The 14,062-nt window shown below is 69.9% G+C and carries 14 protein-coding genes; all 14 read left to right on the top strand.

What is annotated here, in order from left to right; all coding sequences use genetic code 11:
- The first annotated feature begins 207 nt into the window (after positions 1-207).
- Complete coding sequence (locus ACFYTE_RS32170; RefSeq protein ID WP_388718236.1) at positions 208-2,010, top strand: trypsin-like serine protease; 1,803 nt, start codon at positions 208-210, stop codon at positions 2,008-2,010.
- Positions 2,011-2,210: 200 nt separating this feature from the next.
- Positions 2,211-3,326, top strand: coding sequence for an LCP family protein (locus ACFYTE_RS32175; protein ID WP_388718240.1), 1,116 nt, complete (start codon positions 2,211-2,213; stop codon positions 3,324-3,326).
- A gap of 599 nt (positions 3,327-3,925) precedes the next feature.
- Entirely contained in the window at positions 3,926-4,150 is a 225-nt protein-coding gene (gene rpmE / locus ACFYTE_RS32180) for a 50S ribosomal protein L31 (protein ID WP_014675000.1), read from the top strand.
- Between the two features lie 109 nt (positions 4,151-4,259).
- A complete protein-coding gene (gene prfA, locus ACFYTE_RS32185) occupies positions 4,260-5,327 on the top strand; it encodes a peptide chain release factor 1 (RefSeq protein WP_388718243.1) in 1,068 nt (355 codons plus the stop codon).
- Positions 5,328-5,415: 88 nt separating this feature from the next.
- Positions 5,416-6,255 (top strand): peptide chain release factor N(5)-glutamine methyltransferase, encoded by an 840-nt coding sequence (gene prmC / locus ACFYTE_RS32190; RefSeq protein ID WP_388718246.1) that lies wholly within the window; start codon positions 5,416-5,418, stop codon positions 6,253-6,255.
- Positions 6,256-6,343: 88 nt separating this feature from the next.
- A complete protein-coding gene (locus ACFYTE_RS32195; protein WP_388718249.1) occupies positions 6,344-6,991 on the top strand; it encodes an L-threonylcarbamoyladenylate synthase in 648 nt (215 codons plus the stop codon).
- Entirely contained in the window at positions 6,988-7,665 is a 678-nt protein-coding gene (locus ACFYTE_RS32200) for a protein-tyrosine-phosphatase (protein ID WP_388718252.1), read from the top strand. The genes ACFYTE_RS32195 and ACFYTE_RS32200 overlap by 4 nt, the downstream gene beginning before the upstream one ends.
- 71 nt (positions 7,666-7,736) lie before the next feature.
- Positions 7,737-8,978, top strand: a complete 1,242-nt coding sequence (gene glyA / locus ACFYTE_RS32205) for a serine hydroxymethyltransferase (RefSeq protein ID WP_388718255.1) — start codon at positions 7,737-7,739, stop codon at positions 8,976-8,978.
- Positions 8,979-9,116: 138 nt separating this feature from the next.
- Positions 9,117-10,433, top strand: a complete 1,317-nt coding sequence (locus ACFYTE_RS32210; RefSeq protein ID WP_388718258.1) for an MraY family glycosyltransferase — start codon at positions 9,117-9,119, stop codon at positions 10,431-10,433.
- Between the two features lie 302 nt (positions 10,434-10,735).
- Entirely contained in the window at positions 10,736-11,182 is a 447-nt protein-coding gene (locus ACFYTE_RS32215) for a hypothetical protein (protein WP_388718261.1), read from the top strand.
- 225 nt (positions 11,183-11,407) lie between these two features.
- Positions 11,408-12,229 (top strand): F0F1 ATP synthase subunit A, encoded by an 822-nt coding sequence (gene atpB / locus ACFYTE_RS32220; protein ID WP_388718264.1) that lies wholly within the window; start codon positions 11,408-11,410, stop codon positions 12,227-12,229.
- Positions 12,230-12,304: 75 nt separating this feature from the next.
- Positions 12,305-12,535, top strand: a complete 231-nt coding sequence (atpE, locus tag ACFYTE_RS32225; RefSeq protein ID WP_028804225.1) for an ATP synthase F0 subunit C — start codon at positions 12,305-12,307, stop codon at positions 12,533-12,535.
- Between the two features lie 45 nt (positions 12,536-12,580).
- Entirely contained in the window at positions 12,581-13,126 is a 546-nt protein-coding gene (locus ACFYTE_RS32230; RefSeq protein ID WP_388718267.1) for a F0F1 ATP synthase subunit B, read from the top strand.
- Entirely contained in the window at positions 13,123-13,938 is an 816-nt protein-coding gene (locus ACFYTE_RS32235; RefSeq protein ID WP_388718270.1) for a F0F1 ATP synthase subunit delta, read from the top strand. The genes ACFYTE_RS32230 and ACFYTE_RS32235 overlap by 4 nt, the downstream gene beginning before the upstream one ends.
- The last annotated feature ends 124 nt before the right edge of the window (positions 13,939-14,062 follow it).

Genomic DNA, 14,062 nt, shown 5'->3' on the forward strand with positions numbered 1-14,062 from the left:
CGCGCCCCTTTGGGGGGCTGGCTGTCGTGGGGTGGGTGCGGGTGAAGTGTGGTTTTGCGTAGTTCCCCGCGCCCCTTGGGTGGGCTTTGGGTCGGTTCTCGTCGTTGAGTGACGGGGGCCGGCCCTTTGGCGCTGATAGGAACGGGTGTGCTGTCTTGCACCCCTTCCAACGCTTGTTCAGCTGGGGGGACTTCTTTGCCTACCACCATGTCCGGCGGCCGTCACAGACGCCGGATACGCATCGGGCTGCCCGTCGCCGCCGTCGGCGTCGCCGCTGCCCTCGCCGCCATGCTGCTGACCACCTCCGCGGGCGCGACCACCGCCGTGCCGACCCCGACGGTCGAGCCGGCCCTCGCCACACCGTCGCTCACCACGCTGGAGCAGCGCGTCGCGGGCGCCCTCGCCGGCGACGACACTCCGGGACAGCCGGTCGAGAAGGCGTCGCTGAGCGCGGACACCCGCGCCACCGGCATCGACCCGAAGATCATCGGCGGCAGCCAGACCACCATCACCTCGGCCCCGTGGATGGCCCAGCTCTGGTACTACGACGACCGGGGCACCACCACCGAGAGCGACGACATCGGCTTCTTCTGCGGCGGCTCGGTCGTCTCGCCGACGAAGATCCTGACCGCCGCACACTGCGTCAAGGGCTACAACTGGAAGGCCAACGGCGCGATCGTCACCGGCACCGCCCAGCTGCCGACCACCGACGCCTCCGGCGGCACGGACCTGCACGGCGGCACCGTCACCGGCGTACTGCGCCAGTGGAACCAGGCGTCGTACAGCGCGAGCACGCTCGACAACGACATCGCGGTGCTCACCCTGGGCGCCCCGGTCAAGGCCACGCCGATCCGGATGACGACGTCCGGCGACACCGCCTCGTACGTGTCGGGCACCAGCGCCAAGGTGTACGGCTGGGGCCGCACCAGCTCCACCACCGACGACATCTCCGGGACGCTGAAGACGGCCACGCTGCCCGTCCAGTCGGACACCACCTGCGCCGGCTACTACGGCGCCGACTTCGTCAAGGGCCACATGGTGTGCGCGGGCAAGCCCGCCACCGGCAGCGACACCGGGACCACCTCCGCCTGCAACGGCGACTCCGGAGGCCCGCTCGTGGTCGGCGGCCGGATCGTGGGCGTCGTCTCCTGGGGCGTGACGGACTGCGTCGCCAAGGGCGCCTACAGCGTCTTCACCAAGGTCAGAGCCTACGTCGGCGCCGCCTACGCACAGGTCGACGACGCTAACCTCAGCTACACCGACGGCAAGGCCGACGTCTGGGTGCGCGCCGCCGCCACCAAGACCGGCTACGAGAAGGACTCCAAGGGGACCTCGTTCGCCGCCCGTATCTCCTGGGGCAACTGGAACGGCGTCAACGTCGTCCTGCAGACCGACCTCAACCGCGACGGCATCCAGGACCTGGTGGTCCGCGACAGCGGCACCGGCGACATCTACTGGATGCACTATGTGATCGCCAGCGGCTCCTGGGCGCAGACGAAGATCTTCACCGGCTGGAAGACCCGTACCCGGATCATCACGCCCGGTGATGTCACCGGCGACTACCTGCCCGACGTCCTGTCCGTCGACTCCGGCGGGACCCTGTGGATCTACCCGGGCAAGGGCAACGGCACCTTCGGCTCGCGCGTGCAGGTCGGCACGGGCTGGAACCAGTACAACGTCGTGCGCGGTCACGGCGACTTCAACGGCGACGGCAAAGCCGATCTGCTCGCGCGCAAGAGCAGCACCGGGGACCTGTACCTGTACAAGGGCACCGGCAAGGCCGGCAGCGGGGCGTTCTCCGCCCGGGTCAAGGTCCGCAGCGCCTGGACCGGCTTCAACGCCTTCGACGCCGTCGGTGACTTCACCGGCGACGGCAAGGCCGACTTCCTGGCCCGCACCAAGAGCGGCACGCTCTACCTGTACAAGGGCAGCGGCAAGGGCACCAGCGAGATCTTCACCACAAGGGTCTCGCTCGGCACCGGTTACCAGCAGTACGACATCTGGGGCTGAAAGCCCAGGTGAGCCGGACCTGTCCGGTTCGATTCCTTACTCGCTGTGCCCGCCCCTGCACAGGGCGGGCACAGCGAGTCATGCAACCCTGTCCCCGGTTTCGCCGTCTGACCAGGCAGAGCGACGATGGTGCGACAGGCACCGCGACCGACCCTGGAAGCAGGGGGTAACCGAAGCACCCGACCAGGACCGAGGAGCACATGTCCGCCGAGAGCACGCCGGGGCCCGGCATACCCGAGTCCGGCACCAAGCGGTCCCGCCATCGCAGGACACGCAAGCGCAGCAAGGCCCTGCTGATCACGGCCTGGACGGCCGCGGGCATCGTGGTGCTGGGCGGCACGGGCGCCGGATACGTGTACTTCAAGCTCAACGGCAACATCAAGAGCGTCGACATCAACCAGGCCCTGGGCACCGACCGGCCCACGAAGGCCGACAACGGCTCCGAGAACATCCTGGTCCTCGGCTCGGACTCGCGTTCCGGCTCCAACGAGAAGCTCGGCGGCGGCGCCGACGACGGCGGCGCCCGCTCCGACACGGCGATGATCGTCCACATCTACGAGGGCCACAAGACGGCCGGTGTGGTCTCCGTCCCCCGCGACACGCTGGTCGACCGGCCCGAGTGCACCGACACCGACGGCGGCAGCCACCCGGCCGCGAACGGCGTGATGTTCAACTCCGCGTACTCCACCGGCGGCGCCGCCTGCGCGGTCAAGACCGTCGAATCCCTCACCGGCCTCCGCATGGACCACTATCTGGAGGTCGACTTCAGCGGCTTCCAGAAGCTCATCGACGAACTGGGCGGGGTCACGGTCACCACCACCCAGGACATCGACGATCCGCAGAGTCATCTCGACCTGACGGCCGGCACCCACCAGCTGACCGGTGAGCAGGCGCTCGGCCTGGTCCGCACCCGGCACGGCGTCGGCGACGGCTCCGATCTCGGCCGCATCCAGCTCCAGCAGGCGTTCGTCAAGGCGCTGGTCGAGCAGGTCAAGCAGATCGGCGTGCTCACCGACCCGACGAAGCTGTACGGTCTCGCCGACAGCGCCACCAAGGCCGTCACCACCGACTCCGACCTCGGCTCGGTCAATTCGCTCGTCAGCTTCGCGAACGGCCTCAAGGGCATCAGCGCGGCGCACATGACCATGGTCACGATGCCGGTCCAGTACGACCCCGCGAACCCCAACCGGGTCCTCCTCGACAAGACGAAGTCCCAGCTGATCTGGAACGCGCTGAAGAACGACAGCCCGATCTCGAAGTCAGCCACCCACCGAACAGCAACCGGCAATGCCAAGGACGTCATCACGACCCCCTGAACCCCCGGCCGCCGGCACATGCCCGCGGCACCCCCTTGGGCCCCCAAGGGCCGCGAGGAACGACGCGCCCGGCCACGACGACGCGGCACCCGCCCACGGCGCTAACGGGGCACCCTGTTGGGCGCAGGGGCACGGGTCAGCGCCCCGCAAGGGGCGCGAGGAACGGCGCGCCGAGCCACGACAAACCGGCACCCGCCCACGGCGCTAAAGAGGCACCCCATTAGGCGCGCCCGGCCACGACGAAGCCGCACTCGCCCGCGGCGAGCCCGCGGCACGCGATAAGGCGCGCCCGGCCACGACGAAGCCGCACTCGCCCGCGGCGAGCCCGCGGCACGCGATAAGGCGCGCCCGGCCACGACGAAGCCGCACTCGCCCACGGCGAGCCCGCGGCACGCGATAAGGCGCGCCCGGCCACGACGAAGCCGCACACGCCTGCGGCGAGCCCGCGGCACCCCCTTGGGCGCCCGGCGGAATAGAAGACCCGCACAGCCGGTTTTGGGGGATGGCCCCAGTCCTGGCAGACTGGTACGTCGGCTCCGGTTCACGCCTCCGCACCCCGCGGTTGCGACCCGGCGCCCTCCCGAAACCTAGGAGACACCTTGAAGCGCGACATCCACCCCGCGTACGTCGAAACGCAGGTCAGCTGCACCTGTGGCGCGTCGTTCACCACCCGCAGCACCATCGAGTCCGGCACCATCCGGGCCGAGGTCTGCTCCGAGTGCCACCCGTTCTACACGGGCAAGCAGAAGATCCTCGACACCGGTGGCCGTGTGGCCCGCTTCGAGGCCCGCTTCGGCAAGGCTGCCGCCGGCTCCAAGAAGTAGCGAGCCCCCATTCGCCGGTCCACGGCCGTGCCCCTCACCGGGGCACGCCCGGGACCGGCGTTTTTGGTCGCCCGCCTTCCCCTTTTCCGAGCAGTACAGGAGCCCCAAGATGTTCGAGGCCGTCGAGGAACTCGTCGGTGAGCACGCCGACCTGGAGAAGCGGCTCGCCGATCCGTCGGTGCACGCCGACCAGGCCAACGCGCGCAGGCTCAACAAGCGCTACGCCGAGCTGACTCCGATCGTCGCCGCCTACCGCTCCTGGAAGCAGACCGGCGACGACATCGACACGGCCCGTGAACTGGCCGCGGACGATCCGGAGTTCGCCGCCGAGGTCAAGGAGCTGGAGAAGCAGCGCGAGGAACTCACCGAGAAGCTGCGCTTCCTGCTGATCCCGCGCGACCCCAGCGACGACAAGGACGTCATCCTGGAGATCAAGGCGGGCGCGGGCGGCGACGAGTCGGCCCTTTTCGCCGGCGACCTGCTGCGCATGTATCTGCGCTATGCCGAGCGCGTCGGCTGGAAGACCGAGATCATCGACTCCACCGAGTCCGAGCTGGGCGGCTACAAGGACGTCCAGGTCGCGGTGAAGTCCCGCGGGCAGACCGAGCCGGGGCAGGGCGTATGGGCCCGGCTGAAGTACGAGGGCGGGGTGCACCGGGTGCAGCGGGTGCCCGCCACCGAGTCGCAGGGCCGGATCCACACCTCGGCGGCCGGTGTCCTCGTCACCCCGGAGGCCGAGGAGGTGGACGTGGAGATCAACCCCAACGACCTCCGTATCGACGTCTACCGGTCCTCCGGACCGGGCGGCCAGTCCGTCAACACCACCGACTCCGCCGTGCGCATCACGCACATCCCGACCGGAGTCGTCGCCTCCTGCCAGAACGAGAAGAGCCAGTTGCAGAACAAGGAGCAGGCTCTGCGTATCCTGCGCTCCAGGCTGCTCGCCATGGCACAGGAGGAGGCGGAGAGGGAAGCCGCGGACGCCCGGCGCAGCCAGGTCCGCACCGTCGACCGCTCCGAGAAGATCCGTACGTACAACTTCCCGGAGAACCGCCTCTCGGACCACCGCGTCGGCTTCAAGGCGTACAACCTGGACCAGGTCCTGGACGGCGAACTCGACGCGGTGATCCAGGCCTGTGTCGACGCGGACTCGGCGGCGAAGCTGGCCGCCGCCTAAGGCACCCAGGACGACTGGGCGACGTACCGAACACCGGAGGACGAGCGTGCAGCAACCTTTTGGGGGGCGACCCCCGACCTCCCGCAGCGTGCTGCTCGCGGAGGTGGCCCAGGCCACCCAGCGGCTGGCGGACGCCGGCGTGCCCTCGCCCCGCAACGACGCGGAGGAACTGGCCGCGTTCGTGCACGGCGTGAAGCGGGGCGAGCTGCACTCGGTGAAGGACTCCGACTTCGACGCCCGCTACTGGGAGGTCGTCGCCCGCCGCGAGCAGCGCGAGCCGCTCCAGCACATCACCGGGCGCGCCTATTTCCGGTATCTGGAGCTACAGGTCGGACCGGGGGTCTTCGTGCCGAGGCCGGAGACCGAGTCGGTGGTCGGCTGGGCCATAGACGCCGTGCGCGCCATGGATGTGGTCGAACCGCTCATCGTGGACCTGTGCACCGGCTCCGGCGCCATCGCGCTCGCCCTCGCCCAGGAGGTGCCGCGCTCGCGCGTGCACGCCGTCGAGCTGTCCGAGGAAGCCCTCCAGTGGACCCGTAAGAACATGGCGGGCTCCAGGGTCGACCTGCGTCAGGGCAACGCCCTGGACGCCTTCCCTGACCTCGACGGCCAGGCCGACCTCGTCATCTCCAACCCGCCGTACATCCCGCTCACCGAGTGGGAGTACGTCGCCCCCGAGGCCCGCGACTACGACCCGGAGCTGGCCCTGTTCTCCGGCGAGGACGGCCTCGACCTGATCCGTGGCCTGGAACGCACCGCGCACCGGCTGCTGCGGCCCGGCGGCGTCGTGGTCATCGAGCACGCCGACACCCAGGGCGGCCAGGTGCCGTGGATCTTCACCGAGGAACGGGGCTGGGCCGACGCGGCCGACCACCCCGACCTCAACAACCGCCCCCGGTTCGCGACCGCCCGCAGGGCCCTGCCGTGACACCGACGCGCGCGGCGGCCGGGCCGAGCGGGCCGACCGAGGGCACCCCGGAGGCGAACCGAGCGACAACAGAAGGAGACCGCTAGACATGGCACGGCGATACGACACCAATGACGCCACCGACCGTACGACGGGTCTGCGTGAGGCCGCGTCCGCCGTCCGCCGGGGCGAACTCGTGGTGCTGCCGACCGACACCGTCTACGGCATCGGCGCCGACGCGTTCTCCGCGGAGGCCGTGGCCGACCTGCTGGAGGCCAAGGGCCGGGGCCGCAGCATGCCCACGCCCGTCCTCATCGGTTCCCCGAACACCCTGCACGGCCTCGTCACGGACTTCTCGGAGATGGCCTGGGAGCTGGTCGACGCGTTCTGGCCGGGCGCCCTCACGCTGATCGCCCGGCACCAGCCGTCGCTGCAGTGGGACCTCGGCGACACCCGGGGCACGGTCGCCGTGCGCATGCCGCTGCACCCGGTCGCCATCGAGCTGCTGACCGAGGTCGGCCCGATGGCCGTGTCGTCGGCGAACCTCACCGGCCACCCGGCGCCGGAGGACTGTGACGCCGCCCAGCAGATGCTCGGGGACTCCGTCTCCGTCTACCTCGACGGCGGCCCGACCCCCGGCAACGTGCCGTCGTCCATCGTGGACGTCACGGGTGAGGTGCCGGTGCTGCTGCGCGAGGGCGCGCTCACCCCGGACGAGCTGCGAAAGGTCGTACCCGACCTTGAGGTGGCGAATTGACGGCCCCTGAAGCGGGGCGTGGCATAGGAAACGGGGACAGCAGCGCGGAGGAGACGACGACCTTCGGATTCCCGCGCGACACCTTCCGCATCCTCCACGTCAGCACCGGCAACGTGTGCCGCTCGCCCATCACCGAGCGGCTGACCCGCCATTTCGTGCTGGAGCGCCTCGGCATCCTGGGCGGCGGGCTGATCGTGGAGAGCGCGGGCACCTGGGGTCACGAGGGCGCGCCGATGGAGGCCAACGCGGAGGCCGTGCTGGCCGAGTTCGGCGCGGACGCCTCCGGCTTCACCGGCCGGGAACTCCTCGACGAGCATGTGATCACGGCCGACCTGGTGCTGACCGCCACCCGCGACCACCGGGCCCAGGTCATCTCCATGGGCCATTCGGCCGGGCTGCGGACCTTCACGCTGAAGGAGTTCACCCGGCTGGTCCGGGCGATAGACCCGACGACGCTGCCGCCGCTGGAGGACGGCCTGGTCGCGCGGGCCCGCGCGCTGGTCCGGGCGGCCGCAGCGCTGCGCGGCTGGCTGCTGGCGCCCACGGCCGAGGCCGACGAGGTCTACGACCCGTACGGCGCGCCCCTGACCTTCTTCCGGTCCATCGGCGACGAGATACACGAGGCCCTGGACCCGGTGGTCACGGCCCTCACCGGTGTCCCCGCACGGATGTAGCCGACCGCGCACCCCTTCCGCCCCGGGCCTACAGTGGACGTACGTCACCGTCGACCGCCCGGGAGCCCGTCATGTCGGTCACCCACACCCTCGTAGAGGCCGATGTGCTGCGCGGGCAGGACCCCGAGCTGGCCGAGATCCTGCTGGGCGAGCTGGCCCGGCAGTCGACCACCCTTCAGCTGAGCGCGGCCGAGAACTACGCGTCCCCGGCCGTGCTGGCGGCGCTCGGCTCGCCGCTCGCCAACAAGTACGCGGAGGGCTACCCGGGCGCCCGCTACCACGGCGGCTGCGAGCTGGCGGACGTCGCCGAGCGGCTCGCCGTGGACCGGGCCAGGGCGCTGTTCGGCGCCGCGCACGCCAACGTCCAGCCGCACTCCGGCTCCTCCGCGGTGCTCGCCGCGTACGCCGCCCTGCTGCGGCCGGGCGACACGGTCCTCGCCCTCGGGCTGTCCTACGGCGGCCATCTCACCCATGGCTCGCCCGCCAACTTCTCCGGCCGCTGGTTCGACTTCGTGGGCTACGGGGTGGACGCGGAGACCGGGCTCATCGACCGGGACCAGGTGCGGGCGCTGGCCCGCTCGCACCGGCCCAAGGCGATCGTGTGCGGGTCCATCGCCTACCCGCGGCACCTGGACTACGCGTTCTTCCGGGAGGTGGCCGACGAGGTCGGCGCGTATCTCATCGCGGACGCCGCCCATCCGATCGGGCTCGTCGCCGGGGGAGCGGCGCCCAGCCCGGTGCCGTACGCCGACATCGTGTGCGCCACCACGCACAAGGTGCTGCGCGGGCCGCGCGGCGGGATGATCCTGTGCGGGGCCGAACTGGCCGAGCGTGTCGACCGGGCCGTGTTCCCGTTCACACAGGCCGGGGCCCAGATGAACGCCGTCGCCGCGAAGGCCGTGGCCTTCGGTGAGGCGGCGCGGCCGGCGTTCGCCGCGTACGCCCGGCAGGTGGTGGCCAACGCGCGGGTGCTGGCGGCCCGGCTGGCCGCCGAGGGGCTGGCGGTGACCACCGGCGGCACGGACACCCATCTGATCACCGCCGATCCGGTGCCGCTCGGCGTCGACGGGAAGACGGCGCGGGGCCGGCTCGCCGCCGCCGGAATGGTCCTCGACTGCTGTGCGCTGCCCCACGGCGAGGCGCGCGGGCTGCGGCTGGGCACCGCCGCGCTGACCACGCAGGGCATGGGGGAGGCGGAGCTGGACCGGATCGGGGCGCTGCTTGCGGGGGTGCTGCGCGGTGAGGTCGACCCGGTCGGGGCCCGCGCGGAGGCGCGCGAGCTGGCCGGTGGATTTCCGCCGTATCCCGGCTGAATGCGGGTAGGCGCAGGGTCGTGTATGTGTCGCGCAGCCACGCGTGCAACCATCGTCGCTACCCGGAAGTCCCCATACATATGCGTCCCTCGCTAGGGTGTGGGGCTGTGATGGCCAGCGAGACCTGTGGGGAAGCCTGTGCGTGAATACCTGCTGACGCTCTGCATCACGGCCGCGGTGACGTACCTGCTGACAGGGCCGGTACGGAAGTTCGCGATCGTGGCCGGGGCGATGCCGGAGATCCGGGCGCGTGATGTGCACCGGGAGCCCACTCCGCGCCTCGGCGGGATCGCCATGTTCTTCGGCCTGTGCGCGGGCCTGCTGGCGGCCGACCATCTGACCAACCTCAACGAGGTCTTCACCAAGTCCAACGAGCCGCGGGCGCTGCTGTCCGGGGCCGCGCTGATCTGGCTGATCGGTGTCCTGGACGACAAGTTCGAGATCGACGCCCTGATCAAGCTGGGCGGGCAGATGATCGCGGCGGGCGTGATGGTCATGCAGGGCCTGACCATCCTGTGGCTGCCCATCCCCGGTGTCGGCAATGTGGCGCTGACCCCGTGGCAGGGCACGCTGCTGACGGTGGCGCTGGTCGTCATCACGATCAACGCGGTGAACTTCGTGGACGGTCTGGACGGCCTCGCGTCGGGCATGGTGTGCATCGCCGCCGCGGCGTTCTTCCTGTACGCCTACCGGATCTGGTACTCGTACGGCATCGAGGCCGCCGCCCCGGCCACGCTGTTCGCGGCGATCCTGATGGGCATGTGCCTGGGCTTCCTGCCGCACAACATGCACCCCGCGCGGATCTTCATGGGCGACTCCGGCTCGATGCTGATCGGCCTGGTGCTGGCCGCGGGTGCGATCTCCATCACGGGGCAGGTCGACCCGGACGCGCTGAACCTGTACGCCGGTTCGGAGAAGGCGGCGGTGCACCAGACGGTGCCCGTGTACATCCCGCTGCTGCTGCCGCTGACGATCATCGCGGTGCCGGCCGCCGACCTGGTGCTGGCGATCGTGCGCCGCACATGGCGCGGCCAGTCGCCGTTCGCCGCCGACCGCGGGCATCTGCACCACCGGCTCCTGGAGATCGGCCACTCGCACAGCCGGGCGGTGCTGATCATGTACTTCTGGTCGGCGCTGATCGCCTTCGGGGCGCTGGCCTACTCCGTGAACTCCGCGTCGATGTGGATCGTGCTCGGTGTGGTCTTCCTCAGCGCGATCGGCCTGGTGCTGCTCCTGCTGCCGCGGTTCACGCCCCGGGCCCCGCGCTGGGCCGAGCACTTCGTGCCGCCGCGCTACCGGCGCCGGCGGGTGCCGGCGCCCGTGGCAACCGGCCCCGGCACGGCGCCAGTTGAGGACGAACAGCGTGCTCCGGTCACCGCCGGGGTCAATGGGGCGAGCGCCATCGGCCCTCGTTCGCGCCTCCTGGACGGGCGCAACGCGGGTACGTCTCGCTGACGCCCAAGGTAAGAATCTGACGAGAGCATTGCCAAGTCGTGGGGTAGCAAAAGCCCCAATACCAGACAACTGGGCTGGGTTCTTGCACAAACGCGCGCTGTCACCCTCATGTGTGACAGCAAGCACACCTACCAGGTAAAGACCTCATCAAATAGTTTGTGATACGGTTCACGAGAACCCCGGACACAGCCGACGGGCCCCCGTGCCACAGTCCATTGGTGTGAGGTCTCGCCCACTCAGCCCGGGGCTACGCTCGTCCATGACGACACCCCTCGCCCCCTGTGAAAAGCGGAGTTGCCGCCATGCCGTCCAATGACGTCCGGACCCTGGCCCAGGCCGCCGTGCCCACGGCTGCCGTCGGCGCGCTCGCCGCCGTCGTCAGCGCGGTGGTCGCGGGCGGCAAGGGAGCCATCGGGGCGGGCGTCGCGACGCTGGTGGTGATCCTGTTCATGGGGCTCGGCCTCTACGCCCTGCAGCGCACCGCCGCATCGCTCCCGCACCTGTTCCAGGCCATGGGCCTGATGCTCTACGCGGCGCAGATCCTGCTGCTGTTCGTGTTCGTCGCGGCGTTCAAGAACACCACGCTGTTCAACCCCCGGGCCTTCGCGCTCACGCTCGTCCTCGCCACCCTCAGCTGGATCGCGGCCCAGACGCGTGCGCACATGAAGTCCAAGATCCTCTACGTCGAGCCCGGTTCGGCCGCTCCTGTGAGCGGCGACAGGTCCGAGAAGTCCGGGCACTCGTCGTGAGAGGTAGGGCCGGGATAAAGGCGCATGAGAGATGCTGCTATCGTCCGGTGCCAACTGCGGCATCGCGGGCGCGGGCATCCGAGCTGACGCCTGCTCAATCGCGAGGCGAGATGTCCCCCAGCCGCCCCCACATCCGTAACACCAGTCCAGTGCCGAACCGCGGCCGTGCGCCGCGCCGACACAACGAGGTTGCCGTACCCATGCGCCACGCAGAAGGAGCCCGCGGTGAGTGCTGACCCGACGCAGGTGCTCGCCTTCGAGACCGACTGCCACATCTTTGACGGCTGTGGCTTCCCCGCTCCGGGCCTGCACTCGTTCCTGTTCGAGCCCCTCTGGGGCAATGCGGACAGCAACCAGTACTTCAACAAGCCGATGCTGCTGGCCCTGCTCGGCTCGATCATCATCGTCGGGTTCTTCTGGGCCGCCTTCCGCAGGCCGAAGGTCGTGCCCGGCAAGCTCCAGATGGTGGCCGAGACCGGCTACGACTTCATCCGGCGCGGCGTCGTGTACGAGACGATCGGCAAGAAGGAGGGCGAGAAGTACGTCCCGCTGATCGTCTCGCTGTTCTTCTTCATCTGGATGATGAACCTCTGGTCGATCGTCCCGGTCGCCCAGTTCCCGGTGACGTCGATCATCGCCTACCCGGCAGTCCTGGCCTTGATCGTCTACGTGCTGTGGGTCTCGCTGACCTTCAAGCGGCACGGCTTCGTCGGCTTCTTCAAGAACGTCACGGGCTACGACAAGTCGCTGGGCGCGGTGCTGCCGCTCGCCATGACCATCGAGTTCTTCTCGAACCTGCTGGTGCGGCCCTTCACCCACGCGGTCCGGCTCTTCGCGAACATGTTCGCGGGCCACACCCTGCTGCTGCTCTTCACGATCGCCAGCTGGTACCTGCTGAACGGCATCGGCATCGCCTACGCGGGCGTCAGCTTCATCATGACCATCGTGATGACGGCCTTCGAGCTCTTCATCCAGGCACTGCAGGCGTACGTCTTCGTGCTGCTGACGTGCACCTACATCCAGGGCGCGCTCGCCGAGCACCACTGAGCACCCCGCACCCCGACCCCCAAGTCGTCCGGTGGCCAACCCCCACCGGTCCGTAAAGAAGAAGGAAGAACTGGCATGTCCCAGACCCTTGCCGCTGTTTCCGGCTCGCTCGGCTCCATCGGTTACGGCCTTGCTGCCATCGGCCCCGGCGTCGGCGTCGGCATCATCTTCGGTAACGGCACCCAGGCCCTGGCCCGCCAGCCCGAGGCGGCCGGCCTGATCCGCGCCAACCAGATCCTCGGCTTCGCCTTCTGTGAGGCGCTCGCCCTCATCGGCCTGGTCATGCCGTTCGTCTACGGCACCTGATCGGCCGACCGATCAGCGACAGCCCCCTAGACGAAAGGCACTGACATGAGCCCGATGCTCATTGTGGCGGCCGAGGAGATGGAAAACCCCCTCGTTCCGCCGATTCCCGAGCTTGTCATCGGCCTGCTCGCCTTCGTCATCGTCTTCGGCTTCCTCGCCTGGAAGCTCCTTCCGAACATCAACAAGGTTCTGGAGCAGCGCCGCGAGGCCATCGAGGGCGGTATCGAGAAGGCCGAGGCCGCGCAGACCGAAGCCCAGAGCGTCCTTGAGCAGTACAAGGCGCAGCTCGCCGAGGCCCGGCACGAGGCCGCGCGGCTGCGCCAGGAGGCGCAGGAGCAGGGTGCCGCGCTCATCGCCGAGATGCGCGCCGAGGGCCAGCGGCAGCGTGAGGAGATCGTCGCCGCCGGTCACACCCAGATCGAGGCCGACCGCAAGGCCGCCTCGGCCGCGCTGCGCCAGGACGTCGGCAAGCTCGCCACCGAACTGGCCGGCAAGCTCGTCGGTGAGTCCCTTGACGACCATGCCCGGCAGAGCCGCGTGATCGACCGCTTCCTCGACGAGCTCGACGAGAAGGCCGAGGCGGCGCGATGAACGGAGCGAGCCGCGAGGCACTGACAGCCGCACGTGAGCGTCTCGACGCGCTGACGGACGCCACGTCCGTGGACGCGGCGCGGCTCGCCGACGAGCTGGCGGCCGTCACCGCGCTGCTCGACCGCGAGGTGTCGCTGCGTCGGGTCCTCACCGACCCGGCGCAGCCCGGCGAGGCCAAGGCCGAGCTGGTCCAGCGCCTGGTCGGCGGCCAGATCAGCGGCCCGGCCACGGACCTGGTGTCCGGTATGGTCCGCTCCCGCTGGTCGCAGCCGCGCGACCTGGTGGACGCGCTGGAGGAGCTGGCCGATGTGGCCGACCTCACGGCCGCGCAGCGGGTGGGCCGGCTCGACAGCGTGGAGGACGAGCTGTTCCGGTTCGGCCGGATCATCTCCTCCAGCACCGAGCTGCGCGCCGCGCTCACCAACCGTGGCGCCGGCACCTCGGCCAAGACCGAGCTGCTGCACCGGCTGCTCGGGGGCCGGGCCGATGCGACCACCGAGCGTCTGGTGACGCGCCTTGTGACCGCGCCGCGTGGACGTAGCCTGGAAGCGGGAATCGAAGCCCTGTCCAAGCTCGCCGCCGAGCGACGGGACCGCACGGTCGCCGTCGTCACCTCGGCGGTACCGCTGAGCGACACACAGAAGCGGCGCCTGGGCGCCGCCCTGGCGAAGCTCTACGGCCGCACGATGCACCTCAACCTCGATGTGGATCCGGCGGTCGTCGGCGGTATCCGGGTGCAGGTCGGCGACGAGGTCATCAACGGCTCGATCGCGGACCGGCTGGAGGACGCCGCCCGCCGCATGGCGGGCTAGCAGCAACTCAAGAAGCAGTACGTACTGATGGCGGCCCTGGTTGGGCCGTGCAGAGGATTCACCTCCAGATGGGGGGAGTCCCCATCCCCCCAAGTGAAACTTCGGGCCCAACAAGGAGAGCAGG

Source organism: Streptomyces sp. NPDC004629 (assembly GCF_042873595.1).
GTDB lineage: Bacteria > Actinomycetota > Actinomycetes > Streptomycetales > Streptomycetaceae > Streptomyces.